The sequence below is a fragment of the Arthrobacter sp. SD76 genome, assembly GCF_049726125.1.
Lineage (GTDB): Bacteria > Actinomycetota > Actinomycetes > Actinomycetales > Micrococcaceae > Arthrobacter > Arthrobacter nitrophenolicus.
This window is the reverse complement of the sequence record NZ_JBNBLR010000001.1, coordinates 1960204-1984862: the sequence shown is the minus strand read 5'-3', so window position 1 is coordinate 1984862 and position 24659 is coordinate 1960204. Positions and strand designations below refer to the sequence as shown.

Annotated in this window: 17 protein-coding genes, 1 tRNA gene and 8 pseudogenes; 14 read left to right on the top strand and 12 right to left on the bottom strand. The window is 66.1% G+C overall.

Going from position 1 to position 24659, the window contains the following annotated elements; all coding sequences use genetic code 11:
- The first annotated feature begins 8 nt into the window (after nt 1–8).
- Together ACPEE0_RS09885 and ACPEE0_RS09880 are read left to right on the top strand one after the other, a co-directional pair.
- Nucleotides 9–1349, top strand: coding sequence for a 3-oxoacyl-ACP reductase (locus ACPEE0_RS09885; protein WP_009358560.1), 1341 nt, complete (start codon nt 9–11; stop codon nt 1347–1349).
- Nucleotides 1346–2258 (top strand): annotated as a pseudogene (locus ACPEE0_RS09880) (MaoC family dehydratase). The gene ACPEE0_RS09885 and the pseudogene ACPEE0_RS09880 overlap by 4 nt, the downstream one beginning before the upstream one ends.
- On the opposite strand, the pseudogene ACPEE0_RS09875 reads toward ACPEE0_RS09880, so the two are convergent.
- The 5 genes and pseudogenes from ACPEE0_RS09875 to ACPEE0_RS09855 all read right to left on the bottom strand — a co-directional run bounded on the left by ACPEE0_RS09875 (nt 2255) and on the right by ACPEE0_RS09855 (nt 6872).
- Nucleotides 2255–3333, bottom strand: a pseudogene (locus ACPEE0_RS09875) (FUSC family protein). The pseudogenes ACPEE0_RS09880 and ACPEE0_RS09875 overlap by 4 nt on opposite strands.
- 125 nt (nt 3334–3458) lie before the next feature.
- Complete coding sequence (locus ACPEE0_RS09870; RefSeq protein WP_354176884.1) at nt 3459–4571, bottom strand: serine hydrolase domain-containing protein; 1113 nt, start codon at nt 4569–4571, stop codon at nt 3459–3461.
- Between the two features lie 31 nt (nt 4572–4602).
- Nucleotides 4603–5694 carry a glutathione S-transferase family protein gene (locus ACPEE0_RS09865; protein ID WP_354176882.1) on the bottom strand — a complete coding sequence of 364 codons (1092 nt, stop codon included), beginning with the start codon at nt 5692–5694 and terminating at the stop codon, nt 4603–4605.
- A gap of 9 nt (nt 5695–5703) precedes the next feature.
- Entirely contained in the window at nt 5704–6432 is a 729-nt protein-coding gene (locus tag ACPEE0_RS09860; RefSeq protein WP_009358563.1) for a M50 family metallopeptidase, read from the bottom strand.
- A 137-nt stretch (nt 6433–6569) separates the two neighbouring features.
- On the bottom strand, nt 6570–6872 hold the full coding sequence (locus ACPEE0_RS09855; RefSeq protein ID WP_009358564.1) for a DUF4193 domain-containing protein: 303 nt from the start codon (nt 6870–6872) through the stop codon (nt 6570–6572).
- A gap of 210 nt (nt 6873–7082) precedes the next feature.
- Between ACPEE0_RS09855 and ACPEE0_RS09850 the strand changes: the two are divergent.
- The 3 genes and pseudogenes from ACPEE0_RS09850 to ACPEE0_RS09840 all read left to right on the top strand — a co-directional run bounded on the left by ACPEE0_RS09850 (nt 7083) and on the right by ACPEE0_RS09840 (nt 10218).
- Nucleotides 7083–8229: pseudogene (locus ACPEE0_RS09850) on the top strand (glycosyltransferase family 9 protein).
- Nucleotides 8226–9189 (top strand): annotated as a pseudogene (locus ACPEE0_RS09845) (glycosyltransferase family 9 protein). The pseudogenes ACPEE0_RS09850 and ACPEE0_RS09845 overlap by 4 nt, the downstream one beginning before the upstream one ends.
- Before the next feature lie 531 nt (nt 9190–9720).
- Nucleotides 9721–10218, top strand: a complete 498-nt coding sequence (locus tag ACPEE0_RS09840; protein ID WP_009358568.1) for a DUF805 domain-containing protein — start codon at nt 9721–9723, stop codon at nt 10216–10218.
- Between the two features lie 1150 nt (nt 10219–11368).
- On the opposite strand, the gene ACPEE0_RS09835 is transcribed toward ACPEE0_RS09840, so the two are convergent.
- Complete coding sequence (locus ACPEE0_RS09835) at nt 11369–12007, bottom strand: hypothetical protein (protein WP_354176879.1); 639 nt, start codon at nt 12005–12007, stop codon at nt 11369–11371.
- 146 nt (nt 12008–12153) lie between these two features.
- Here ACPEE0_RS09835 and ACPEE0_RS09830 point away from each other — a divergent pair, with 146 nt between their 5' ends.
- Nucleotides 12154–13041 (top strand): phosphotransferase family protein, encoded by an 888-nt coding sequence (locus ACPEE0_RS09830; protein WP_009358571.1) that lies wholly within the window; start codon nt 12154–12156, stop codon nt 13039–13041.
- A gap of 10 nt (nt 13042–13051) precedes the next feature.
- Here the strand turns inward: ACPEE0_RS09830 and ACPEE0_RS09825 are convergent, their stop codons facing one another.
- The 3 genes from ACPEE0_RS09825 to ACPEE0_RS09815 form a co-directional block, all read right to left on the bottom strand.
- A complete protein-coding gene (locus tag ACPEE0_RS09825) occupies nt 13052–13285 on the bottom strand; it encodes a hypothetical protein (protein WP_009358572.1) in 234 nt (77 codons plus the stop codon).
- Entirely contained in the window at nt 13282–13767 is a 486-nt protein-coding gene (locus ACPEE0_RS09820; protein ID WP_354176876.1) for a hypothetical protein, read from the bottom strand. The genes ACPEE0_RS09825 and ACPEE0_RS09820 overlap by 4 nt, the downstream gene beginning before the upstream one ends.
- A gap of 216 nt (nt 13768–13983) precedes the next feature.
- A tRNA-Leu gene (locus ACPEE0_RS09815) sits at nt 13984–14067 on the bottom strand.
- Nucleotides 14068–14236: 169 nt separating this feature from the next.
- Between ACPEE0_RS09815 and ACPEE0_RS09810 the strand changes: the two are divergent.
- Nucleotides 14237–15540, top strand: a pseudogene (locus ACPEE0_RS09810) (M20/M25/M40 family metallo-hydrolase).
- A 12-nt stretch (nt 15541–15552) separates the two neighbouring features.
- A pseudogene (locus ACPEE0_RS09805) lies at nt 15553–16712 on the top strand (acyl-CoA dehydrogenase family protein).
- Here the strand turns inward: ACPEE0_RS09805 and ACPEE0_RS09800 are convergent.
- The gene (locus ACPEE0_RS09800) at nt 16709–16942 is read right to left on the bottom strand and encodes a DUF5703 family protein (protein ID WP_009358575.1); all 234 of its coding nucleotides are present in this window, start codon (nt 16940–16942) and stop codon (nt 16709–16711) included. The pseudogene ACPEE0_RS09805 and the gene ACPEE0_RS09800 sit on opposite strands and share 4 nt — an antisense overlap.
- 39 nt (nt 16943–16981) lie before the next feature.
- On the opposite strand from ACPEE0_RS09800, the gene ACPEE0_RS09795 reads away from it, so the two are divergent.
- A complete protein-coding gene (locus tag ACPEE0_RS09795) occupies nt 16982–17245 on the top strand; it encodes a hypothetical protein (RefSeq protein ID WP_009358576.1) in 264 nt (87 codons plus the stop codon).
- A 27-nt stretch (nt 17246–17272) separates the two neighbouring features.
- Here the strand turns inward: ACPEE0_RS09795 and ACPEE0_RS09790 are convergent, their stop codons facing one another.
- A complete protein-coding gene (locus ACPEE0_RS09790) occupies nt 17273–18208 on the bottom strand; it encodes an aldo/keto reductase (RefSeq protein ID WP_009358577.1) in 936 nt (311 codons plus the stop codon).
- 52 nt (nt 18209–18260) lie between these two features.
- Between ACPEE0_RS09790 and ACPEE0_RS09785 the strand changes: the two are divergent.
- A pseudogene (locus ACPEE0_RS09785) lies at nt 18261–19093 on the top strand (undecaprenyl-diphosphate phosphatase).
- 59 nt (nt 19094–19152) lie between these two features.
- On the top strand, nt 19153–20385 hold the full coding sequence (gene mshC, locus ACPEE0_RS09780) for a cysteine--1-D-myo-inosityl 2-amino-2-deoxy-alpha-D-glucopyranoside ligase (RefSeq protein WP_424575262.1): 1233 nt from the start codon (nt 19153–19155) through the stop codon (nt 20383–20385).
- A gap of 87 nt (nt 20386–20472) precedes the next feature.
- On the opposite strand, the gene ACPEE0_RS09775 is transcribed toward mshC, so the two are convergent.
- Nucleotides 20473–21378, bottom strand: a complete 906-nt coding sequence (locus ACPEE0_RS09775) for a PAC2 family protein (protein ID WP_009358579.1) — start codon at nt 21376–21378, stop codon at nt 20473–20475.
- A 198-nt stretch (nt 21379–21576) separates the two neighbouring features.
- On the opposite strand from ACPEE0_RS09775, the pseudogene ACPEE0_RS09770 reads away from it, so the two are divergent.
- From ACPEE0_RS09770 to ACPEE0_RS09760, 3 genes and pseudogenes are all read left to right on the top strand, one after another.
- Nucleotides 21577–22274: pseudogene (locus tag ACPEE0_RS09770) on the top strand (HAD family hydrolase).
- Nucleotides 22261–23433 carry a site-2 protease family protein gene (locus ACPEE0_RS09765; protein ID WP_407709465.1) on the top strand — a complete coding sequence of 391 codons (1173 nt, stop codon included), beginning with the start codon at nt 22261–22263 and terminating at the stop codon, nt 23431–23433. Before ACPEE0_RS09770 ends, ACPEE0_RS09765 begins: the two are co-directional and overlap by 14 nt.
- 96 nt (nt 23434–23529) lie before the next feature.
- The gene (locus ACPEE0_RS09760; RefSeq protein ID WP_009358582.1) at nt 23530–24594 is read left to right on the top strand and encodes a tRNA (adenine-N1)-methyltransferase; all 1065 of its coding nucleotides are present in this window, start codon (nt 23530–23532) and stop codon (nt 24592–24594) included.
- Nucleotides 24595–24659: the final 65 nt, after the last annotated feature.

The window sequence follows — 24659 nt, the reverse complement described above, 5'->3', positions numbered from 1 at the left end:
GGGACCGGATGACGGACAAGTACGCCCAGCTGGTGAACCAGGGGCTCGGTAAGAATGTGGCCAAAAAGCTGGGTCTGCCGCAGCCGGCAGTCCTGCGCAGGTACGAACCCGGGCAGCCGCTGGTTACCGGACCTGTTGTGGTCCTGGGTGAAACGGCAGCAGCAGACAAACTGGCCGCAGAGCTCTTGTCATGGGACCTCGATGTCCGGAGGCATGCGGTGCCGCGGGAAAAGCTCGGCGCCATCATTCTGGTTCTGGACGAGGTGGCGCACCCCCGGGATCTTGAGAAACCGGTTCTTGCCGCAGCGGGCTCCCTCCGGGACCTCGGACCCTGCGCCCGCGTGGTGACCGTTTCACGGCCGTCCGGGGAAACAGACACACCGGCGGCGGCCGCTGCCCGGCAGGGCGTGGACGGGTTCCTCCGCTCCCTGGCGAAGGAACTCCGTGCAGGTGCAACCGGGAACGGTATCCTCCTGGACGGGGGAGTGGAGGCAGCAAGTCCTTCGGTCCTGGCTGCGCTGCGGTTCTTCCTCTCTGGCCGTTCGGCCTACGTGGATGGACAGTTCCTGACCGTTTCCAGCGCGGCCGGAAGCCTGCCCGACGACGTCGAGCGGCCCCTGGCAGGCAAGGTGGCCGTGGTGACGGGGGCAGCCCGGGGAATCGGCGCCCAGATCGCGCGTACCCTGCACCGCGACGGCGCCACGCTGGTGCTTGTGGACCTGCCCGCGGCAGGAGACCATTTGGCTGCTGTGGCCAACGCGGTGAAGGGGACTGCCCTTCAGCTCGACATCACCCGGGAAGACGCCGGCCAACGGATCCTGGAACATGCCGTGCAACGGCACGGGCGGCTGGACATCATGGTCCATAACGCAGGCATCACGCGGGACAAGCTGCTGGCCAACATGGACCACGGACGCTGGAGCTCGGTGATCAACATCAACATCTCCGCCCAGCTGCGGATCAACGAGGCCCTGCTCGCTTCCGAACACTTCGGGCCGGCGCCACGAATTGTCTCTGTTGCCTCCACCAGCGGCATAGCCGGCAACCGGGGGCAAACCAACTACGCCGCGTCAAAGGGTGGAGTGATGGGGATGGTCCGCGCAACGTCATCCTTGGTGGCGGCTGCCGGAGGCACCATCAACGCCGTCGCGCCGGGGTTCATCGAAACCGAAATGACCGAGCGGATTCCGTTCGCCCTGCGGGAAGTCGCCCGCCGGGCCAACTCCCTGCAGCAGGGCGGCAAGCCGGCCGACGTCGCCGAAACCATAGCGTTCCTTGCCAGCGATGCCGCCGGGGGCATCAACGGCGAGGTACTGCGGGTCTGCGGGCAGAACATGGTGGGGGCATGACGCCCGCCCAGCCGGTCATCCTCGGCGACATGCCCTCGCTGTCCAAGCTCTACGTCAACGCGGCCGCCCAGGCGGCCAGGCGCCGGCTGCTGGGGACCCACGACCAGGCAGACCTGCCGTCCGAGACCCACGAGGTTCGCGGTGTGACCGTGGACGTGGCCAACCTGACCGCCTACCAGCACCTGCTGGGCGAGACAGCCAGCGACGTCCTGCCCGCCGGGTTCATCCACGCCCTGTCCTTCCCCGTGGCCATGAGCGTGATGAACCGGGATGACTTCCCGCTGCCCCTGCTCGGCATGATCCACCTGCGCAACCGGGTGGAACAGCGCTCGCCCGTCCTGTTCACCGACGCCCTGGACATCACGGCCCGGGTGGAGAACCTCCGGGGCCACCGCGCAGGTACGCAGGTGGACGTCATCGCGGAGGTGCGCCTCGCAGGGAAAGATGACATCTCCTGGCATGGAACCTCCACTTACCTGGCCAAAGGGGTGTTCCTGCCCGGCATCGATAAGCCCTCGGCGGCACCGCCAAAGGGCGACTTCAAGGCCCCGGATCCGACGGCGCTGTGGCAACTGGGCGTGGACGCGGGACGGGCCTACGCCGCCGTGTCCGGCGACTTCAACCCGATCCACCTCAGCGTGCTGTCAGCGAAAGCCCTGGGCATGCGGCGTTCCATCGCCCATGGCATGTACCTCGCGTCGCGGGCGCTCGCCGACGTCGGTTCAGTGCGCGGTGATGCCTTCATCTGGGACGTCGATTTCGACGCTCCGGTTTTCCTTCCCAGCCGGGTGGCGCTGGAGATCGGAAGCGAGCAGGACGAATCGGGGGGCCTGGCGGCGGTCGGGCTTTGTCGCCTGGAACCCCCGGTCCGGCCGGCGCCACTTCAGCGGTTCCGTCACCGCGCTTTAATCGGCCGGGCGGACCGCCCGCAGGATGCGGTGGAGGCTCAGCAGGATCGATTCCGACGCGGGTACGGCATCGCCCGTTGGTTCCCGGGAGGCGGTGGCAGCCATGCAGGCTTCCACCGCTTCCCGGGCCGCCCGGAACCGCTCTCGCTGCGTCGGTTCGTCGCTGTCGCTGAAGGAGCGCAGCAGCTCACCGGTCGCCGTCATGGCATCAGCCAGCGGTTCGCTGTCCTGCACCGGGACGGCGTAGGGCGCGTCGCTGACCCAGATCACGTCCGACAGCACATCGGTCATGTCCTGGATATGGAACGTCACGCGTTCGAGCTCGCGCAGGTTCCGGTAGTCGAGGTCAACGTCCCTCGGGTGGAGCTTCCGGCGGGGGTTCGCGCGGCGGCTTGCGTCCGCTTCCTTCACCAGGTGCCGAACGGAACGCGCAGCCTCAGCGAGTTCGTCGGACCGTTTGGACCAGGCTTCGTGCTCCGGAGGCGATTCCTCCTTCAACGCCTTCCCCATGTCGGTCAGTTGCTGGCCGAGGGCGCGCCGGAGGTCGTCCAGGCTGGCCGCTGCTGCCTTCAGGTGCAGCGGTGGCCACAGCAGGAAGTTCACGGCGATGCCTACCGCAACGCCCACGCCCATTTGCAGGAGGTAGCCGAACGAAAAGTCGTCCGGATTGCTGCCGCCCACCAGCAGGACAAGCAGGGCCGCCGTCGGAATCCAGTCGCTTCCGGAGCCGATGCGCGGCAGTCCGCCGAGCAGGACGCCGATGCCCATGAACACCGCCACGGTCAGCGGGGAAGGATCGGTGACGCTGACCAGGACAACGGCAAGCCCGATGCCCAGGGCGAGGCCGGTGAGGGCCTGAAGCCCCTGCTTCACGGAGCCGGCAACGTTGTGGTACATCGCCACCAAGGCACCCAGGGTGCGTAGTACGGATAGTTGGCCGCGGCACCGGGCATGTGGGGTGCGATGAGGAATGCCACTCCTGCGGCTACGGCCGCTTTCGCTGCCAGCTGGAGCCGCTGGGCGGCGAATGCCTCCGACAGTTCTGCCAGGGCATTCTTCAGGAGGCGGGTTCCCATGGCCCACCGGGCTTGCTGCCGTACTTGAGTGTTAGCCATCCGGTCCACAGTATGGCGCTTTGCGTGGGCGTCCAAAGCTGCTGGTCAGGGCCCCGGAGCAGCGGCCGAAACGGCTGCAGGAGCGGCTACCGGGAGAGGGCCGCCGCCGAACGGCGCACCTCGGAGGCAAGCCGATGGGCTCTGCCTGGCGTACGTCCGTCCTCTTGACGGCGGGGGATGTAGCCGAAGGCCAGGGAGTAGGCGGGGTCGGCGAAACCTAGTGCCGCGTTGGCCCCTTCATGGCCGAACGCGCGGTGGCTGCCGAAGTTCCTCGAGGGATGCGGCTTCATAAAGACGACGGCGAACGCGTTGTCCAGCCCTGAGGACCGATCAAGCCCCCACACCTGTTCCGCGGCCATCAGGTCAATTGTTCCGGGTGTGAGGAACGGCGGTTCGCCCTCGGCGCCGGTGGTGGCGGCAGCGTACAGCCTGGCGAGGCCTTCGGCCGATCCGACGCCGCCGGCTGCTGACATTCCTGCCGCGCGGACACTGCGGATGTTGGGAAGCTCCATAATGGTGCTGACCGGAGCGTTGCTGTTCAGGCCGTCCAGGCTGAGTGGATCGAGCCAGGGTTGCCCGGCCGGGTCCTGGTAGAGGACGTCACGGTAGCGCGGTTCCAGGTCTGCCGGCAGGCCCAGGAAGAAGTCGACGTTCTCCGGCTTGCGGATCCGGCGCTCATAGAGGCTTTGCAGCGATTCGCCCGCCGCGCGCCGGCAGAGCTCCTCCATGAGGATCCCGATGGTCAGGGCGTGGTAGCCGAACTGGCGTCCCGGCTGCCACGTGGGTTTGGCCGCGGCCAGCCGCTCGGCGGCAGCAGGGGTGGTGAATTCATCAAGGCCGAAGCCGCCCTCAAGGCCCAGCAGCCCCGCCTGGTGGGACAGGGCCTCGCGGACCAGCAGCCGGTCCTTTCCATGGGCGCCGAACTCCGGCCAGTAGCTGGCCACGGTGCCGTCCAGATTAAGGAGCCCGTCCTGGACCAGCAGGGCCACCACCATCGCTGCCACGCCTTTGGAACAGGAGTATGCGCCGGTGAGGGTGTCCGGGCTCATGTCCGGGCCACCGGTAAGGTCCACAACGCGCGTCCCGTGATGATAGGCCGCTACCTGGGCGCTGTAGCCGGAATCCTCGACGAGGAAGGACTCAAACAGTTCCAGGACATTGTCAAAACCGGGCGCTGCGAAACCGTGGGATGTCTGCACCCGGACAGTTTATCCAGAAAACGCTTTCCTTCTAGTGACCGGCTCCGTGTCCTGCTGCTACTTCCTCGCCCTTCCTGACCGGGCCCGGGGGAGTCCCGTCCCCGAAAGGCCGGCCGCCCAGTGCCTCGCGGCCGTGCTCTTCGAGCCATCCGCCAAGGTCGGGGCCGGCGGGGACGATCCCGGTGGGGTTGATGTCTTCATGGACGATGTAATAGTGCTGCTTGATCTGCACGAAGTCGGTGGTGTCCCCGAAACCGGGCGTCTGGAAAAGATCCCTTGCGTAGGCCCAGAGGGCGGGCATTTCGGTGAGCTTCTGGCGGTTGCATTTGAAGTGGCCGTGATAGACGGCGTCGAAGCGCGCCAGCGTGGTGAAAAGCCGGACGTCTGCTTCCGTGATGGTGTCTCCCACCAGGTAGCGCTGGCGGGATAACCGGTCCTCCAGCCAGTCCAGGGCCGCCCACAAACGCTCGTAGGCTGAGTCGTACGCCTCCTGGGACCCGGCAAAGCCACACCGGTACACCCCGTTGTTAACCTCGGTAAACACCCTCCTGTTGACCTGGTCGATCTCTTCGCGCAAATGTTCCGGGTACAGCTTTGGCGCGCCGGGCCGGTGGAATTGGGTCCATTCCGTCGATAAGTCAAGGGTGATCTGCGGGAAATTGTTGGTGACGACTTCTCCGGTCGCGACGTCGACGATGGCGGGGACGGTAATGCCGCGGGGATATCCCGGGAACCGCTTGAAATATGCCTCCTGCAGCCGTTCGATCCCCAGGACCGGATCCACGCCGCCCGGGTCGAGGTCGAACGTCCAGGAGCGCGCGTCGTGGGTGGGCCCGGGCTGCCCCAGGGAAATGGCGTCCTCCAGGCCCAGGAGCCTCCGGACGATGACCGTCCTGTTGGCCCAGGGACAGGCCCGGGCTGCGATGAGGCGGTACCGCCCTGCTTCCACCGGCCAGCCCGGCTCGCCGTTGTCGCCCGGCCTGGCATCGCGGGTGATGCGGTCCTCGATGTAGTTGGTGTCCCTGGTGAATTCGGCACCGCCGGTTACGTAAGCGCCGCGGGTGCTGTGGTCCGCCGTCGCGCCGCTGGCGGCCTGCTGGATGCTGTCCGTTTCCTGGCTCATGGCATTAGCCTAAGCGCCCCGGCCAAGGATCAGGGAGATCGGCTGCCAGGCAGCCACCCAGGAACCTGCAACGAGAACGGCAAACAGGAAGATCCATACACCGGACGGCACGGCCGTGGCGCGGTACAGGAGGTAGGCGTCGGACGTCGCCAGCCGGTCCCTGCGGCGGAGGTGGACGTTTGCCAGCTTGAAAAGGTCCCTGACGGCTGCCACCAGCATCGCCAGGCCCAGGACAACGGCGACATGGCCCACGAAAGCATGGGGCACGAGCAGGATGAGGGCGAGGGCACAAGCAATGGCAACGGCGGTGACAAGGAATCCTGCCAGGTTCCGGAGGAAGAGCATGGATGCGACCAGCACAAGGATGCTGGCCGCGATCGCTGCAGGTCCCCAGCCGCTGAAACCGGCAGTCACGAATCCCGCGCCGACGACTGCGGGGACGGGGTAACCCCAGAAACACGACCAGGCCGCGGCGGCCCTGCTCCGGCTGTACGTGGTGGTGGTTCCCGAATGGTCGAGCCGCAGCCTGATGCCGGACAGCCGCTGCCCGCTGGTGACCGCGGCAAGGGCGTGCCCCAGCTCATGGACCGCGGTTGCCAGCAGTCCGAAGTACCGCCAGGAGCGGCGGGGAATGGAGAGCGCCGTTGCCACGAGGAGCACCAGCAGGAGCTCCTGGAAGGTAATGGCCGGAACCTCCGTACGGCGGAGCGATTCGACCAGGGTTTGCCACAGATCCATAGCCGCCCACAGTACTAGCGGCTGCTGGACGCTGCCTTGGAACCGCCTTAACGCGGAAAGGCACGCTGCCGGGCAGCGTGCCATTCAAGCTGGCGGAGCCGCGGACTTATCCGCAGCGCCGCGTCAGGCCTGTTTTCCTAGCCCTCGCACTCGGTGCAGTAGCTGTGCCCGTCCTTCTGGCGGGCAATCTGCGACCGGTGGCGGACAAGGAAGCAGGAGTAGCAGGTGAACTCGTCGTCAGCCTGCGGAATGACCTGTACCACGAGCTCCTCGGCGACGAATTCGCCACCGGGGACGCCGGCGCCGTCGAGCCCGTCAGCTTCATCCAGCTCAAGGACAACGCTGCGCGCGTCGGGAGCATTTGCTGACTGGAGCTGCTCGAGGGAGTTGTCCTGCGATTCCTTGACGTCGGAACGCAGTTCATCGTAATCGGTTGCCACTTTGGGTGCTTCTCTTTTCTTTGGTTCGCCTGTCGCGTATGAAACGTACAGCATCGGACGGCTATTCCCCAATAGGCGGAGTATATTTGCGCCCGCCTGGGTACGGGTTCAGGGGAGGCGGCCATCACACCTGGCGGGTGGCATGGCCGCGCAGGCAGCGGAGGGGCCGCGGCAAGCGGCGCGATCTCCGCCCGGATCGAAGGGGCGTATGTGGAGCAGCTCACTGCAGAGTTCGGTGGTGCCGGGCAGGTTGGCACAGGAGTCGGCCCGGTGCTGGAAAAGTTCGATTCTGTGTCCAGGATCGCCGTGTTGCGGGGCGGCGGCCTGGGCGACCTGATCTTCGCCATTCCTGCCATGGCCGCCCTGAAGGCGGCCTATCCGGACGCCACCTTGACCCTTTTGGGGTCGCCAATCCACAAGTCGCTGCTCGCGGCTGTGAAGGGCCCGGTGGACGAGGTCTGCATACTTCCGTTTGCAGAGGGGGTCCGTCCCGGTGATGAAGACCCGGAAGCACTGGAAGCTTTTTTTTGCGGACATGCGGTCCCGGAACTTCGACCTCGCCGTCCAGGTGCACGGCGGCGGCAGATATTCGAACCCTTTCCTGCTCCGGCTCGGTGCGCGCCACACGGTGGGCACCCGGACGCCTGACGCCGCCAGCCTGGAACGGACCGTTCCATACCTTTATTACCAGCACGAACCCCTGCGGGCGGTGGAGGTCGCGGGATTCGCCGGGGCGTTCCCGCTTGACCTTGAGGCCCGCCTCGAGCCGCTTACAAAGTTCCGCGGTGCATGTGACGGAACAGATGACGACGGCGGCCAGCCCCTCGTGGTGATCCATCCCGGCGCAACAGATCCCCGCCGTCGTTGGCCGGTTGGGCAATTTGCTGAACTTGCCGCTGCCTGCGGGGCCGACGGCTGCCGGGTGGTGCTCGTCGGGGACAAGAGCGAGCAGGAGCTGGCAGAGCGGATTGCGGAACAGGCTGCATCGGCAGCCGTCACCTCGGTGGCCGGGGCACTGGACATGGCCGAATTGGTATCCCTGCTGGCGGAGGCCGCTGTGGTGGTCGGAAATGACAGCGGCCCGCGCCATCTTGCCCAGGCCCTCGGCGTGCCCACGGTGGGGATCTTCTGGGCGGGGAACATCATTAATGCAGGAGCGCTGGGCAGAAGCCTTCACCGGATTCACGCGTCCTGGGTGACTACGTGCCCCAGCTGTGGCATCGATGTCACGCAGGTGGGCTGGACCGCACCGCGCTGCGTGCACAACGACTCCATCGTTGCAGGCGTCCCGGTGCGCGATGTGTACGAGGATGTGCGGAGCCTGATGGCAACCGCAGCAGTGAGGCAGGGCGCATGAGCGGCGTGCGGCACCTTGAACGCGGCAGTGACGTCATCGATGGAAAACCGGAGCTCCTGGTCCTGCGTGCCCTTAAGCTGGGCGACCTCCTGGTTGCAGTCCCTGCGCTGAAGGCGCTCCGGCGGGCGTTCCCGGAGCACAGGCTCCGGTATGCCGCCCAGGGGTGGCTTTCGGAAGCCTTGGGATTGGTGGGCGGTTATGAACTCCTGCCCACCCACGGTCTTGACGAGCCGCTGGCCATGGAAGCGGGAGTGGTGGATGTAGCCGTCAACCTGCACGGAAGCGGCCCGGAGAGCCAGGGGCGGATCGATGCTTTGAAGGCCCGGCGGACCATAGGACATCGAGGCCCGGACCGGGATGGACCGCCGTGGCGCGCGGAACTGCACGAACGGGAACGCTGGGTCCGGCTCCTGGAGTGGCATGGCATTGACGCGGACCCGCTGGATGTAGGACTGCACCTGCCGCACGTCCCCAGCCCGGTTCCCGGTGCCACAGTCCTGCACGTCGGGGCAGCCTACGGCAGCCGGCTGTGGCCGGCCGACAGGTTCGCTGCAGTTGCCGCCAACCTTGTGGAAGCGGGACACAATGTCGTTTTTACGGGGGCAGCGGGGAGAAGGACAGGGCGGTGGACGTGTGCCGCCGGGCCGGCCTTCCGCCCGGGGCCGTCCTGGCTGGCGGGCTGTCGCTGGGGAATTCGCGGCCACGATCGCCGCGGCACGCCTGGTGATCTCCGCGGATACCGGGGCCGCGCACCTGGCTTCGGCGTACGGGACGCCGTCGGTGGTGTTGTTCGGGCCTGCGCCTCCTGAACTCTGGGGCCCTCCGCCGGGGCCGCACATCGTCCTGACAAAGGCCGATCTTCGGCGGGGTGACACGTTCTCGGCAGAGCCGGACCCTGCTTTGCTGGCGGTTAAAGTCCCGGACGTTCTGGCTGCCGTGCGGCAATTGGGCTTGTTCTAGGGCGTGACGGCTCGAGCGGCAGGAAGGCTCATAAATTCTGGGACTGCCCCGCCGGCGGGAGCCCGGCAGCCTGAAAATTAAGCATGGGCACTGAGATGGAAATTGCCTTGGTGTTTTTGGCAGCGTTGCTGTGGGTCACGGTGACGCTCAGCATCCTTTCGGCCATTGACCGTCCGGAACGCAAGGCGCGCCGGCAGCAGAAGCGCGCGGAGCGCTCAGGGCACCGCCGCGTTCAGTACCGTCCGGCAGTATCCGGTCCGGAGCCGGGGAAACAGGGCAGGCAGCCGCGGAGGTTGAGGCCGCATTAGTGCAGCGGGTACCGGTGGTGCGGCTGCCCCAGCATCAGCGAGCACCGCAGGGCGAGCAGTTCCTGCCCCACCCGGGTAACAACGTCGGGGCCGAAGGCACGGGTACATCCAGCGGCGGAGCCCGGCAAATTTTCGGTTAAGTTTGTCCATCGAAAGGACTTTTGCTGCGGAGTGGTCCTAGGATGGGCTGGTCTCGTCACTCGAAAAGTTCCGGGGGGAATCCATGAGCTATCCGCAATATCCGAGCCAGCAGCAACAGTCCTACCAGCCGGCCACGGCCGGCGAACCGCCGCTGTGGGCGCCCTACTACGGGGCCACCCTGCCAGTCGCCGTCCAACGCTTCTTCAAGAAGTACGCCACCTTCTCCGGCCGGGCCAGCCGGAGCGAATACTGGTGGTGGGCGCTTGTTGCCTTTGCGGTAGGCGTCGTCCTCAACATCATCACTTCCGTGGCCGGCACTGCTGGGTCAACGGTCACCGCTGACGGCACACCGGTCCCCGGCCCCGGAGCGCTGGTCGGCAGCATCCTTTTGATCATATGGGGGCTGGCCGTCATTGTTCCGTCCTTCGCCCTGCTGGTCCGTCGCCTGCATGACGCGAACCTCAGCGGCTGGCTTGCCCTGCTGATCCTGGTACCTTTTCTCGGCGCACTGGCCCTGATCGTTATGGCAATCCTGCCATCCAACCCTGCCGGGCAGCGCTTCGACCGGCCACTTGGCTAGCAGCCGCTCGCCTGAGCAGCAAGAAGCCCGCTTCCTTGGAGGCGGGCTTTTTTGCTGCCGGCAAGCAGCTGGAACCGCAACACGTAGGCGGAGCCGATTGCCTGGGTGCGCCTAAGGCGTTCGGAGGAGTTATCCCCGGACTCTTTTCAGGCGCAGCCTGTGCTGGCGACGCGGGGGAATCCGCGTCGCCGGTGGACGGTCGCGCCGCCAGGGCCGGTAGTGCAAACTCCCGCTGTCAGCAGGCGGGGGAGCGGTGGCCACGACCGTCGACCCTTTCCGGCGGCGCCGCAGCCTCAGTATCACGAAAACCGTCATGCCCATCCAAGCCACGGCGGCTCCGATAATCAGGGCCACGCCGGTGATCGTATCCATGGCTCAGTGTAGGAGCAGGGGTGCCGCTGAAAGCTGTTCCGAATCCAAGGGCTACGGACACGTGATGACAGCTTGGCGGGCGTTATCCGATCATGATTTTCGCGCTCCCACGGGTCCCCGATACCGGTCCGAGTCCAAGCGCCTCAACCGGCCGCGATCACACGGACGCCGCCCACGGCCCCTGTCCATGGCGTATCTCCCGGGCCCGGCAGTACCAGATAAGCAAACACGTACCCCTGCTCAAGAGCCACAACTTCCGAGGTGGTCCCGGTGCAATCCAGAGCGAGTTCCATAGGCCGGAAAGGGGCTCCGGGATGCTCCTGGCCAACCGAGACCTTCGCCCCGATGGCTCCAACGCAGGCTGCCGTGACGGTGTACAGCCCGGAGGCAGGCACACCAGCCGTCCCGCCGAAGCCCCTGACGGGTCCGTCCAGTGGGCCTACTTCAAAGAGGATGGACGGACCGGGCGACGCCCTTAAGAGCCGGTACAGTTCAGCATAATTCTTTGCTTCCTGCTCCCGGATCTGCGGATCGCTGTAGGGCTGGAGGGTCCCTGTGTGAGACGGGCGGCCGACTGTCGGCGTGGGCGGCGCGGGAGCAGTCGTTGACTGCAGGGGTTCGGAGTAGTCATAAACGCAGCCCGAGGCGCCGCAAAGCAAGCCCAGCAGGCACACCGCAAGCGCAGTTCCATGCCGACTGTTCTTCCTTCCCACGCTTCCAATGGTGGGCACGTCCGTTGTTCAAAACAACGGATGCCCTTCCCAACCTCCCATGCAAGTCAGGCAAGCCCGGCCTCGGGCCAGAACTGCCGGGCGCCTGCGGCGGCATCCCGCAGCCGGCCGCCGTCGAGCACCAGTGAGGTCTCCTCCAGTCCAAAGTCGAGCCACTGGACCAGCAGGCGAAGCCCTTCGGCTGGCGGAAGCGGCCAGAGCCAAAGCAGGCCTGATCCGGCGAACTCATCATCGGCGCCGCTGCCTCCGCTGTTGTTGAGAACGAGGGTCGGCGGCTCAGGCTGCTGGCCGCCGGTTTCCATCAGGCCGTGCGGACCCTGGTTGCCGGTACTTGCCTTTGCCCCGTCCGGAAACTGCACACCGAACAGCAGGCCCGTCGCCAGTCTCTTGCCCCGGCGGATGCCCATGCCTAGCTGAAAGAACAGATGCGGCAGGTCGGCCCAGTCCTCGTCGGTCTGTACACCCCGGCGGATGAGCCAGGACAGGTTGAAGGAGCAGCCGGTGGAATACACGTCCGCACTTTTGACAGCCACCACCATGGTGGGACTCCGATGCAGGAACTGGCCGATGTGGACTACGGAAGGCAGCTCGTATGCCGGTGCGGCTGCCCAGGGCGGCGGGACGTATCTTGTCGCCTTTGGCTGGGGCGGCAACGGAGGCACGGGGAAATCTTTGAAGAGGGTCAAGGCTATCCTTCGGTGCGCTGGCTGCGACCGACCAGCGGAACGACGGCACCGCTGCCATGGATCCCCCAATCCGTCCTTACCCGGACCCGTCTAGCCCTGCTTCTGCCACAGGCCCCGTGCCGTTTGCTGCTGGTAGGCTCCGGCACATGGCGCGTTGGGATGCTGGGCGGTTGTCGCAGCAGCAGGCAGAATTGGTCAGCTCCCTGTTCGGCGCGCCCGAGCTCATCGCTGATCTGTCGTGGGGCCAGATGGACACCAAAGTCCTGCACGTTCGTGACGGCGGCACGCATGTCATCGTCAAAGCTGCCGGACCGGAGAATCATCACATTGGCCGGGAAATCACTGCCCACTCCTCTTGGACTCGACCCCTGGTGAGCCAGGGCCGGGCGGCGCGGCTGATGTACTCCAGGCGGGAGTTGAACCTTCTGGTTTTCGATTACCTGGACGGGACTCTGGTTGAGGACACCCGCCTTGAACTGGACGAGGATACGCACGCACAGGCCGGCAAAATCCTGAAGACACTCCATAGCCAGGAACTGCGGGTTGACGACGAATATGAGGCGGCGGCTACGGCGAAGGCGTTGAGTTGGCTGGACCGGGAACACCGTATTGATCAGGAGGTCGAGGGCGAAGTCCGGCGGCGCCTGGCGGAATATCGGCCACGCCCCAGGGAAGTGGTGCCGACGCATGGGGACTGGCAGCCCCGGAACTGGCTCAGCGATGGAACGGCGGTCAGGGCAATAGACTTCGGCCGCTTCGGTTTCCGTCCTGCAGCCACGGACTTTTGCAGGTTGGCGGTTCAGCAGTGGCAACAACGGCCGGGCCTCGAAGCAGCTTTCCTGGCCGGATACGGTGACGACACCCGGAACAAGGATGTCTGGCGGATCGACCTGCTCCGTGAAGCTGTAGGTACAGCTGTTTGGGCATACCTCATCGGCGACGAACGCTTTGAGTCCCAAGGACACCGGATGTTGCATCAGGCACTACAAGAAGAGCCAGCCCCCGTTCGCGGTGGAGCTGGCTCTTCCGTGTGAAAAGTTCGTGTCAGGACGCCTGCGGTTCTTCCCGCGCGAGTTCCTTGATCCACTCCGGGGTGGTCCGCCCGAGCCGGCGGTCAGTCACCAGCCTCAACTGGGCAGCTGCAATCTGCACACCGCGGTCATAGGAGGCGGGCCGGTGGGAGAGTTTCGGAGAGCCAGCGGCATGCTTCGGTTCCTTCGCCGCAGCGCCACTTGAGTCGTGGTCGCGGTCTGATTCCGGGGCGGTCATCATGCTCATCGCCTCCTCACCTCATCCTTGGTTGTTGATTCATTGTCGCCCGGTTCCGGCCCCTCGTCCACTCTGCCCGGACGTGCCTGCTGACCCAATTCTGTCCGGGTTTGCTCGGCTACTTCCAGCGGGTCCACCCACGCGGACGTGATGATCTGCAGTTCCTCCGGCCCGGCCAGGGTGCTCTCGGCGAGAACCGACATCACCCGAAGCCCCAGCTTTGCCCGGTCGGGCTCGTCGGACATCGAACTGTCGATCGCCCACTGGGTGCGCTTCCACCATTCGGCCCGGTTGTCAGCCTCCCGTTTCTGCGCGAGGGACTTCTCATCGGCGGTGGTCCGCTGCCGGAGGGTGTTCCACCCGATGAAAGCGGCAAGCAGGGCACCAAGGAGCACGGCCAACGGACCCAGGGCGGCAAGAATCTGCCACCACTCGGCCGGGCCGGTGTCCACAATGACTTGGACGGGGCTGGGGGAGGGCGTCGGATCCACTGGACCAGCTTAGGTGTGGCATGGGCGGATCCCGGTGTTCCAGCGCCCGCGCCGCGGTCAGTCGCCCGTCGCTTCCCGACCCGGGCGGCCAGTGCCCTCCGCGGACCGGCGATTCGCATTGTCAGATTCAACACACCCGATAGAACGAAGAGCCACGAGTGGATGCGGGCATGAAAAAAGCCCCGGAAAATCAACGATTTTCCGGGGCTTCCCTTTGTGCGCGGAGGGGACTTGAACCCCCACCCCCTTTCGAGGACTAGCACCTCAAGCTAGCGCGTCTGCCATTCCGCCACCCGCGCAGGTGGTATTTCGGGAGCCGTTCACACCTTTCAGTGTTTCGCGCCTCTCCGAAGCAGCGAGAAAAACTCTAACACGACTTTTCAGGAACAACGAATCGGGCGACATGGGTAGGCTGAGGGCAGCGGTTTCCGCCCGTGCCAGCCAGTCATTCCCTAACGAGGAGCTCTCAATGCCTGACGTCCTGCCCGAGGATGAAGTTGTCCGGATCTGCCAGGAACTCATCCGGATCGATACCTCGAACTATGGCGATGGGTCCGGGCCGGGGGAGCGGGCGGCCGCTGAATACGCCGCCGGGCTGATCGAGGAGGTTGGGCTGGAGGCAGAGATCTTCGAGTCCGCCCGGGCCGGGCGAATGTGGTCACCCGGATGGCCGGCGAGGATCCGTCCGCCAGCGCGCTGGTGGTGCACGGCCACCTGGACGTTGTCCCCGCCCTCCGTGACCAGTGGTCCGTGGACCCGTTCGGCGCAGAACTGAAGGACGGGCTGATCTGGGGACGCGGCGCCGTGGACATGAAGGACATGGACGCCATGATCCTTTCCGTGCTGCGCGGCTTCGCGCGGACCGGAAAGAAGCCCAAGCGGGACATCATCTTCGCCTTCTTCGCCGATGAGGAAGCCGGCGGGGCCATGGGGGCCCGCTACGCCGTGGACAAGCGCCCCGAACTCTTCGAGGGGGCCACAGAAGCCATCTCCGAAGTGGGCGGGTTCTCTGCCACTATCGGCGGCCAGCGCACCTACCTCCTGCAGACTGCGGAGAAGGGCATCTCATGGCTCCGCCTCGTGGCGCACGGCAGGGCGGGACACGGCTCGCAGATCAGCACGGACAACGCCGTGACGCGCCTGGCCGGAGCCGTGACGCGCATCGGCGAGTACAAGTGGCCCATTGAGCTGACCCCCACCACCCGCCAGTTCCTGGACGGCGTGACGGAACTCACGGGTGTGGAGTTCGACGCCGACAACCCGGACGTGCTGCTCAGCCAGCTGGGGACCGTGGCCCGGTTCGTGGGCGCAACACTCCAGAACACCACCAACCCCACGCTGCTCAAAGGCGGCTACAAGCACAACGTCATCCCGGAGTCCGCGGAGGCGCTGATCGACTGCCGCACCCTGCCCGGCCAGCAGGAGCACGTCCTGGAGATCGTCCGCGAACTGGCCGGAACCGGCGTCGATGTCAGCTACGTCCACAAGGATGTCTCCCTGGAGGTGCCCTTCGCAGGCAACCTGGTGGACTCCATGATCGACGCCCTGCACTCCGAAGACCCCGGCGCCAAGGTCCTGCCCTACACCCTCTCCGGCGGCACGGACAACAAATCGCTGAGCAGGCTCGGCATCACGGGCTACGGCTTCGCGCCCCTGATGCTGCCGGACGAGCTGGACTTCACCGGCATGTTCCACGGGGTTGACGAGCGCGTTCCCGCGGACTCGCTCAAGTTCGGCGCCAGGGTCCTCAACACCCTGCTCACCAACTACTGACCAATGAATGCCATGACGCCTGAAGACGTGCTCCCGGACTCCCTCCTGGAGCGGATCCGCGGCAGGGCAGCCGGCTACGACCGGAACAACACCTTCTTCCACGAGGACCTGGCAGAGCTTGCTGCCGCCGGCTACCTGAAGTTGTTTGTCCCCGCGTCCGACGGCGGCATGGGCTTTGGCCTCGAAACGGCGGCGCAGTGCCAGCGCAGGCTCGCAACGGCTGCCCCGGCCACCGCCCTTGCGGTGAATATGCACCTGGTGTGGACCGGCGTCGCCCATGTCCTGAAGAGCCGCGGGACAGCTCGCTGGAGTTCGTCCTCAGGGAAGCGGCAGAGGGCGAGATCTTTGCCTTCGGCAATTCCGAGGCAGGCAATGACGCCGTCCTCGTTGACTCCCGTACTGAAGCTGTCCCGCTGCCGGACGGCGGGTACGCCTTCACGGGCACGAAGATCTTCACCAGCCTGTCACCGGCCTGGACGCGGCTGGGGATTTTCGGGAAGGACGCGGAGGCCGGGGACGGCGACGGCGAACTCGTCCACGGGTTCATCACCCGCGAGACGGCCGGCTACCGCATCCTCGACGACTGGGACACCCTGGGCATGCGTGCCAGCCAGTCCGCCACCACTGTCCTGGAGGGCGTGCGGGTCCCGGCGGAGCGGATCTTCCGCAAACTCCCCGTGGGGCCCAACCCCGATCCGCTGATCTTCGCCATCTTCGCCTGCTTCGAAACACTGCTGGCCGCCGTCTACACAGGACTGGGGGAGCGGGCGCTGGCTGTGGGCGTCGAAACCGCCAAACGCCGCACGTCATTCAAGAACGGCGGCAGGAGCTACGCCCAGGATCCGGACATCCGCTGGAAGGTCGCCGAGGCAGCCATGGCCATGGACAGCCTGTACCCGCACCTAACAACGGTGGCGGCCGACGTTGACGCCCAGGCGGACCATGGCGCCCAATGGTTCCCCAAGCTGGTGGGGCTCAAAGTCAATGCGACCGAGACTGCCCGCCGGGTAGTGGACCTGGCAATCCGGGTCAGCGGCGGATCAAGCTATTTCCGCGGTTCCGAACTTGAGCGACTCTACCGGGATGTCCTCGCCGGCATGTTCCACCCGTCCGACGACGAATCGGCCCACAACACGGTGGCGAACGCCTGGCTGGGACCACTCGAGAACTAGACGGTCCGCTGGACCTGCAACACCCTGCGGCGGAGCCAGAACCGCCGGCCGCCGCCCACATACAGCTTGCTGCGTTCCAGTTCCCACTTGCCGTACTCGGAGTGTTCCACGAGCCGGCGCCGTGCCTCATGAAGCGAATCGTCGGGGCTCACCGTCAGTACGAGGTACTCGTACTGCCTCAAATAGTCCCGTTCCCGCTGGACCGAGCTGGTGAGAAATTGTTCCTTCATTGCTCTCCATTTTCGTCCTTTTCCGGCTAACGTGAAGTCATGAGCATCGATCCGCGTGTCGCGCTTTCGTCCCTGACCACCGCTTTGGAAGAACACCTTATAGCAGCATCCAACCGCCGCGGAGATGGTGACCCCTCCGTGGAGGCAGCATTTTTTGCAGTGGCAGATGCCTTCGAAGTTTATGAAGACGCACTGTACGAGGCCTACAACGAAGTAACCCCGCTGCAGGTCTTTGATGACGAGGACGAAGAGGACGAGGACAGCGACGTGGACGACGAGGATCTGGAGATCGTCGAGGAGTAAGGCCCAGGGCAGCGCATAGAACGGAAGCTACCGCGCCGCGGACACGTCCTCCAGGGCCAGGGCGATTTCGGGCGGCAGCGGCGCCAGCTGCGACTCAAGTATTTCCTTCAGCTGCACGGGTGTCCGCGCACCCACGATCGCGGTGGACACCCCGTGCTGCGACAGCAGCCAGCTGAGCGCCACATCCTGGGGTGACCTGCCCAGGCCTTTTGCCGCCATGCAGACCGCTTCAACCGTCCTGGACGGCTTCTCCGCAAGGTAGGGCTCCACATACGCCGCCCCGGAGGCGGTAGCCCCCCGGGACCCTGACGGAATGCTGCCGCGGTACTTTCCGGTCAGGACGCCGCGGCCCAGCGGAGCCCAGGCCATCAGGCCCAGGCCGGCGTCCTCGACGGCGGGAATGAGCTCGGCTTCCGGTTTCCGCTGGACGAACGAGTACTCTGCCTGCACCGCCACCAGCGGGAACCCTGCAACAGCCGCTGCCTTGGCCGCCTGCCAGCCGGTGAAATTGGACACACCGACGTACCGGGCCCTGCCTGTGCGGACCGCAAACTCCAGGGCGGACAGGGTTTCCTCGAGCGGGACGTTTCCGTCCCAGGCCTGGGCGAACCAGATGTCCACATAATCGGTGCCGAGCCTGGCCAGGCTGGCCTCCAGGCCGGTGAGCATCGCGTTACGGGACGTGTCGACGGCGCGCCGGCCATCCGGCGTCGTCATTCCCGCCTTGGTGGAGATGGTGACCTCGGTGCGGGCCACCACGTCGCCTAGCAGCGAACCCAGCATGGCTTCGGCGCGCCCCTCGGAGTAGGAAGCTGCCGTATCCACGTGCCGCCCGCCGGCGTTAAGGAACGTGCGCAGCAGCTCGGTGGCGTCCTGTTCGTCGGTTTCGCCGGCCCAGTCCATGGTGCCGAGCGAGAGGGCTGAAACACGCAATCCACTGTTGCCGACGTAACGCTGCTGCATAGCAGCAAGCTTACGGGCAGAACCACCCGTACCCATGCCGTAGGGTCTTAGCGTGAACTGGTTTGAGGTGGCCCTGCTGGGCCTAGTGCAGGGACTGACCGAATTTCTACCAATTTCTTCTAGTGCGCATCTGCGGATCGTGGGGCAATTCCTTCCCAACGCCGCTGACCCCGGGCAGCTTTTACCGCCATCACCCAGCTGGGCACCGAAACGGCCGTGCTGGTGTATTTCTGGCGGGACATCGTCCGGATCGTCAAGGCCTGGGCCGGTTCCCTCAGCGGAAAAGTGTCGCGGCAGGACCCCGACGCCCGGATGGGCTGGCTGGTCATCCTGGGCAGCCTTCCGATCATCGTGCTCGGCCTGCTGTTCCAGGACCAGATCGAGTCGGTGCTGCGCAGCATGTGGATCGTAGCCACGATGCTTATCGTCTTCGGCCTCTTCCTGGCCGTCGCCGACGCGGTTGGCAAGCAGAAGCGCGACCTCAACCACCTCACGTACAAGCACGGCATCCTTTACGGGTTCGCGCAGGCCATGGCACTGATTCCCGGCGTCTCCCGCTCCGGCGGAACGATCACGGCCGGCCTGCTCATGGGGTACACGCGTGAGGCCGCGGCACGCTACTCCTTCCTGCTCGCCATCCCCGCGGTCTTCGGGAGCGGGCTCTACCAGCTGTACAAGGTGGTCTCCAAGGACGGCATCACCGGACCCTACGGCCTGCCTGAAACGGCCCTGGCAACGGTTATCGCCTTCGTGGTGGGCTACATCATCATCGGCTGGTTCCTGAAATTCGTCTCCACCCGCAGCTACCGCCTGTTCGTCTGGTACCGCATATTGCTGGGTCTGGGCCTCTACCTGCTGCTCGGTTTCGGAGTCATCAGCGCCTAGCACTAGGCTTGGTGTGTGAAATCCTGGTCCTCCGCCCCGTTCCTGCCCTGCCCGGAAGCATGCCTGCCATCCGGTTGTTCGATACCGCGGCAGGCCGCGAGGTGGAGCTTGAGCCTGAGGCCAGGCCGTCCATGTACGTCTGCGGCATCACCCCTTACGACGCCACGCACATGGGCCATGCCGCCAGCTACGTGGCCTTCGACCTGCTCAACAGGGCATGGCGCGACGCCGGCAAAAACGTCTCGTACGTCCAGAACGTGACCGACGTCGATGATCCGCTGCTGGAGCGGGCCACGGCCACCGGAGTGGACTGGCAGGACCTGGCAGCCAGCCAGATCGAGCTGTTCCAGACGGACATGGAGGCCCTCAACGTCCTCTCCCCGGACCATTACGTCGGTGCGGTCGAATCCATCGGGCTGATCGTGCCTGAGGTGGAGCGGCTTGTGAGCCTCGGCCTGGCCTACACGGTTGAGGGCACCAACGGGGAGCCGGACGGCGACGTCTATTACGACGTCGAAGCGGCGGGCAAGCAGTCCGTGGCACCGGGAGCATGGAGCCTGGGCAGCATCTCCGGGCGGCCGGAAAGCGAAATGCTGGAGCTCTTCGCGGAGCGCGGCGGTGATCCCGGCCGCGCAGGCAAGCGCCAGGCGCTTGACCCGCTGCTGTGGCGCGTGGCGCGCGACGGTGAGCCGAGCTGGCCCGGTGGAAGCCTCGGCGCCGGCCGGCCCGGCTGGCACATTGAATGCACCGTCATCGCGCAGAAGTACCTGCCGTCCCCGTTCACCGTCCAGGGCGGCGGTTCCGACCTTATCTTCCCGCACCATGAAATGGGTGCCGGGCACGCGTTCTCGCTCGCAGGCGTGCCGCTGGCCCGGCATTTCGCGCACGCAGGCATGGTGGGGCTCGACGGCGAAAAAATGAGCAAGTCCAAGGGCAACCTGGTGCTGGTTTCCAGGCTGCGGGCCGCCGGGGAGGACCCCGCCGCCATCCGGCTCGCCATCCTTGCCCACCACTACCGCTCCGACTGGTCCTGGACTGACGAAGGCTTCGCCGCTGCGAAAGCCGACCTCGCCGCCTGGCGCCGCGCCCTTGGACACGCCCCGGCAGGTTCCGCCGAACCCCTCATCGCCGACATGCGGGCTGCGCTGGCGTCTGACCTTGACGCGCCGGCGGCCGTTGCCGCGGTCTCCCGGTGGGCCCGCGAGGCGAACGACGGCGGTGCTGCCGCCAGCCCCGCCGACCGGGACCTGGTGAAGGATGCGGTGGACGCCCTCCTGGGGATCCGCCTCTAGACTGCGCGCGCTGTCCTGCGCTCACAGCAAAGGGACCTGAGGGGAAGATTTCCCGTCAGGCCCTTTGCTGTATCGGTTTTTAGGGGGTCAGGGCCGGTCCTGGCCCCGCCTCTTTAAGTAGCGCTCGAACTCGCGGGCAATGGATTCCCCGGTTGCTTCCGGCAGGTCCGCCGTGTCCTTCGCTTCCTCCAGCTGACGGACATATGCTGCGATCTCGGGGTCTTCGGTGGCAAGTTCGTCCACGCCCCGCTCCCAGGCATCCGCTTCCTCTGCCAGCTCGTGCGTGTCCAGCGGCACCTGAAGCAGCTCCTCGATCCGGTGCAGGAGGGCCAGCTGTGCCTTGGGTGACGGCGCCTGGGCCACGTAGTGCGGTACGGCGGCCCACAGCGAAACGGTAGGAATGCCTGCCAGGAGAGCCACCTCGGCCAGGACGCCCACAATGCCCACCGGGCCTTCGTACTGCGAGGCTTCAAGGTTCATGCGTTCCCGCAGCGGCGCATCGTCCGAGGACGTGCTGACCGGGATGGGCCGGCTGTGCGGGACGTCCGCCAGCAGTGCCCCCACCAGAACCACATAGTCCACATTCAGCGCTTCCGCATGCACCAGCAACTCGGCCGTGTAGGCGCGCCACTTATAGGACGGCTCCGTACCCTGGACGAAGATAACGTCCACATTGGAGTTGGGTGCGCTGGCCTTGTAGATGCGGGTGGAGGGCCACTTAATCTTGCGTTCGCCGGCGGCATTCCTGCGGACCGTGGGGCGGGTGAACTGGAAGTCGTAGTACTCATCGGCGTCTATGGACGCCACCTTCTTGCCGCCCCACAGTTTGTTCAGGTAGCGCAGCGAATCGCTTGCCGCTTCCCCGGCGTCGTTCCAGCCTTCAAAGGCGGCAAGCATCACGGTTACGCGTTTCCCGTCAGCCACGGGCTGCAGGAACCGTTCCCGCTCGGGTCCGGCACCCGGTGCGTCGGTGTCTCCCTCGAAGCTATTCATTTCTTCACCCTACGTCCAAGGTGCTTCCCCGCGCATGACTGAAGCGCCGCAAATCACCGGATACGCGTCCGGCGGCCGGGAACCATCCCGGATTCGGCCAAGGGCGTAAGCCCACAGGGTCCGCCCAGCAAGTCCCCGTAGACTGGGCACATGCGATCGCCTGCCTCCAGTTCCCCGCTCAAAGCTGTCCTCTGGGATATGGACGGGACCATCGTGGATACCGAGCCCTACTGGATCGCAGCGGAGCACGCCCTCGTGGAAGCCCATGGCGGCACATGGTCCCATGAGCAGGCCATGCAGCTGGTGGGCCAGTCCCTCACGTTTTCGGCGGGGCTCCTTCAGGAAGCGGGCGTGCGGATGGAGATCCGCGAGATCATCGACAGCCTTACCGCGACGGTCATCAGCAGCGTGCAGCGGCAGGTCCCATGGCGGCCGGGTGCGCGGGAACTCCTTGAGGACCTGCACCAGGCCGGGTCCGGTGCGCCCTGGTCACCATGTCCGAAGGCCCGCTCGCGCGGCAGGTGGTGGACAGCCTGCCCCGCCCGTACTTCGAAATCCTCGTGACCGGGGATACCGTCACGCAGGGCAAGCCGCACCCGGAGGCCTACCTCACCGCCGTGGAGCTGCTGCAGGAACGCGACCCGGACCTGGGCATCCACCATTGCGTGGCGCTCGAAGACTCGGCGCCGGGCGTGGCAGCGGCCGTTGCCTCCGGGGTGCCCACGGTGGCAATACCCCACATTGTTCCCCTGCCGGAGGACAGCCGCTACACGCTGTGGAACTCCCTCTCCGGCCGGTCCCTGCCTGACCTGGAGGACCTCCTGGCAGCAAGCCCGGCCCTTGCCGCGGGCAGTGCAGGGGAGCCGGCCTCCGCCGTCGGACATGGCCGTGGCTGAGACCCCCACGCCAGTTCGCCGCGAAGGCATCCCGCTCGGCCGGATCGCCGGCGTCCCCGTGGTGCTCGCCTACTCGTGGTTCATCATCGCCGCCTTCACGGTGATCGTTTACGGTCCGGTCCTTGGCCGCAGCAATCCCGCGCTCGGCACCACCGCCTACATCATCGCGTTCGCCTACGCCGTCCTGCTCCTGATTTCCGTGCTGGTCCACGAACTGGCCCACGCCCTGACGGCCAGGATCTACGGCTGGCCAACACAAAAGATCGTCCTTAATCTCTGGGGCGGCCACACCCAGTTCGAAAGCTTCACCGCCTCGCCGGGGAGGTCAGTCCTGGTGGCACTGGCCGGGCCCGCAGCCAACTTTGTCCTGGCCGGCGGCGCGTGGCTGCTGCTCACCTCGGTACCGCTGGGCAGTGTGGCGGATATCCTCATCAACATTTTCATGTGGGCAAACTTCCTGATCGCCGTCTTCAACGTGCTGCCGGGACTGCCGCTCGACGGCGGCCGGCTGGTGGAGTCCGCCGTCTGGAAGGCGACCGGAAGCCAGGCCAAGGGAACCATTGCCGCGGGCTGGGGCGGCCGCATCATCGTGATCGCCCTTGCCTACTGGTTCCTTCTCCGCCCCCTGCTCGCCGGCGAAGAGCCCGAGTTCAGCCTGGTAATGATCACCGTCCTCGTCGGAGGGTTCCTGTGGATGGGCGCCTCCGCTTCGATCCGGCAGGGCACGCTCCGCAGCAGGCTCCCGCTTGTCAGCGCGCAGGCACTGGCGAGCCCCGCCGTCGGGCTTCCCGCCACCGCGACGGTCCAGGACGCGGTGCGTTACGGGGCCGCGGGACAGAATTCCGTGGTGGTTTACGGGCCTGACGGCCGGCCGCAGGCCGTGGTGGACGCCACGGCACTCGCAGCCGTGCCGCCCGCCGCCGCCCCGTCCACCGCCATCACAGCCGTCTCCTTTGCCCTGGCCCCGGGCGCCTACGTCCCTGAATGGGCGAAAGGACAGGAGCTCATCACCTTCCTTTCGCAGGTGGCGGGACGCCACTACGCCGTGATCGACCATAACGGCAGGGTCACCGGCCTGCTCTCGCAGGAGGCGGTGCTGGCGGCCATCACCGGGAAGCGGCAGCGGCCCGATAGGCGCCCGCAGGGCCAGAACCGGTAGAGTTACCTGCCGGTGTGCATTGCCGCCGCAGAAGCCACCACGTCTCCCACGGACATCTCTGCGCGGCCCCAAAGGTTTACAGGAGCGAGGAACATCATGAGCAGCGAGACCGCCGTCAACGACGCCACAGCAGCAGCCGGGTCCGGCGCCGCCGCCGGCAGCTCGCAGCCGGTGGGAGCCGCCAGGCGCCGGGGACCGTTCCGGGAAGGTGAACGCGTCCAGCTCACCGACGAGCGCGGACGCATGAACACCATCACCCTCGAGCGCGGCGGCGCGTTCCACACCCACCGTGGCTTCCTCAACCATGACGACATCATCGGCAAGGTGGACGGCTCCGTGGTGGTCAACAATGTGGGCCAGCAGTACCAGACCCTGCGCCCGCTGCTCTCCGACTTCGTGCTCTCCATGCCCCGCGGCGCGGCAGTCGTCTATCCCAAGGACGCCGGGCAGATCGTTACCATGGCGGACATCTTTCCCGGCGCCCGCGTGGTGGAGGCGGGTGTCGGCTCAGGCGCCCTCTCCATTTCCCTGCTCCGCGCCGTAGGCGACCAGGGCTACCTGCACTCCTTCGAGCGGCGCGAGGAATTCGCGGACATCGCCCGCGGCAACGTCGAAACCATTTTCGGCGGACCGCACCCCGCGTGGCAGATCTCCCTGGGTGATTTCCAGGAGGAAGTGGTGCGCAGCGAGGCGCCCGGCTCCGTGGACCGCGTGGTCCTGGACATGCTGGCACCCTGGGAGTGCCTCGACGCCGTCGCCACCGTCCTGGCCCCCGGCGGCGTCTGGATCAACTACGTCGCCACGGTCACGCAGCTGTCCCGTACGGCCGAGGCCATCCGTGCAGACGGCCGCTTTACTGAACCGGACGCCTGGGAGTCCCTGGTCCGCGGCTGGCACCTGGAGGGACTTGCTGTCCGCCCGGACCACCGGATGGTGGCCCACACAGGCTTCCTGCTGGTGACCCGCAGGCTGGCCGACGGCGTCACCGGCATCTCGGTCAAGCGCCGTCCGTCAAAGACCGAGTTCAACGAAGAGGACGTCAACGCTTGGACGCCCGGTGCGGTGGGGGAGCGCCTGGTCTCCGACAAGAAGCTGCGCCGCGCCGCCCGGGACGCGATTGCCGGGACCAACGTCAAGGACGGTCCCGAGGTCACGAACTAGTCCACATTTCGGGAGTCTCCATCCCTACCTGCCATCTTGGGGCTGAATGTCTTAATAGAAGCGCA

Coding starts and splice junctions, on each gene's coding strand:
- ACPEE0_RS09830 (WP_009358571.1), top strand. CDS start 12,154: ATGGCGCGTTGGGATGCTGGGCGGTTGTCGCAGCAGCAGGCAGAATTG.
- ACPEE0_RS09840 (WP_009358568.1), top strand. CDS start 9,721: ATGAGCTATCCGCAATATCCGAGCCAGCAGCAACAGTCCTACCAGCCG.
- ACPEE0_RS09760 (WP_009358582.1), top strand. CDS start 23,530: ATGAGCAGCGAGACCGCCGTCAACGACGCCACAGCAGCAGCCGGGTCC.
- ACPEE0_RS09795 (WP_009358576.1), top strand. CDS start 16,982: ATGAGCATCGATCCGCGTGTCGCGCTTTCGTCCCTGACCACCGCTTTG.
- ACPEE0_RS09860 (WP_009358563.1), bottom strand. CDS start 6,432: ATGGATCTGTGGCAAACCCTGGTCGAATCGCTCCGCCGTACGGAGGTT.
- ACPEE0_RS09800 (WP_009358575.1), bottom strand. CDS start 16,942: ATGAAGGAACAATTTCTCACCAGCTCGGTCCAGCGGGAACGGGACTAT.
- ACPEE0_RS09825 (WP_009358572.1), bottom strand. CDS start 13,285: ATGAGCATGATGACCGCCCCGGAATCAGACCGCGACCACGACTCAAGT.
- ACPEE0_RS09790 (WP_009358577.1), bottom strand. CDS start 18,208: ATGCAGCAGCGTTACGTCGGCAACAGTGGATTGCGTGTTTCAGCCCTC.
- ACPEE0_RS09865 (WP_354176882.1), bottom strand. CDS start 5,694: ATGAGCCAGGAAACGGACAGCATCCAGCAGGCCGCCAGCGGCGCGACG.
- mshC (WP_424575262.1), top strand. CDS start 19,153: ATGCCTGCCATCCGGTTGTTCGATACCGCGGCAGGCCGCGAGGTGGAG.
- ACPEE0_RS09885 (WP_009358560.1), top strand. CDS start 9: ATGACGGACAAGTACGCCCAGCTGGTGAACCAGGGGCTCGGTAAGAAT.
- ACPEE0_RS09765 (WP_407709465.1), top strand. CDS start 22,261: ATGGCCGTGGCTGAGACCCCCACGCCAGTTCGCCGCGAAGGCATCCCG.
- ACPEE0_RS09775 (WP_009358579.1), bottom strand. CDS start 21,378: ATGAATAGCTTCGAGGGAGACACCGACGCACCGGGTGCCGGACCCGAG.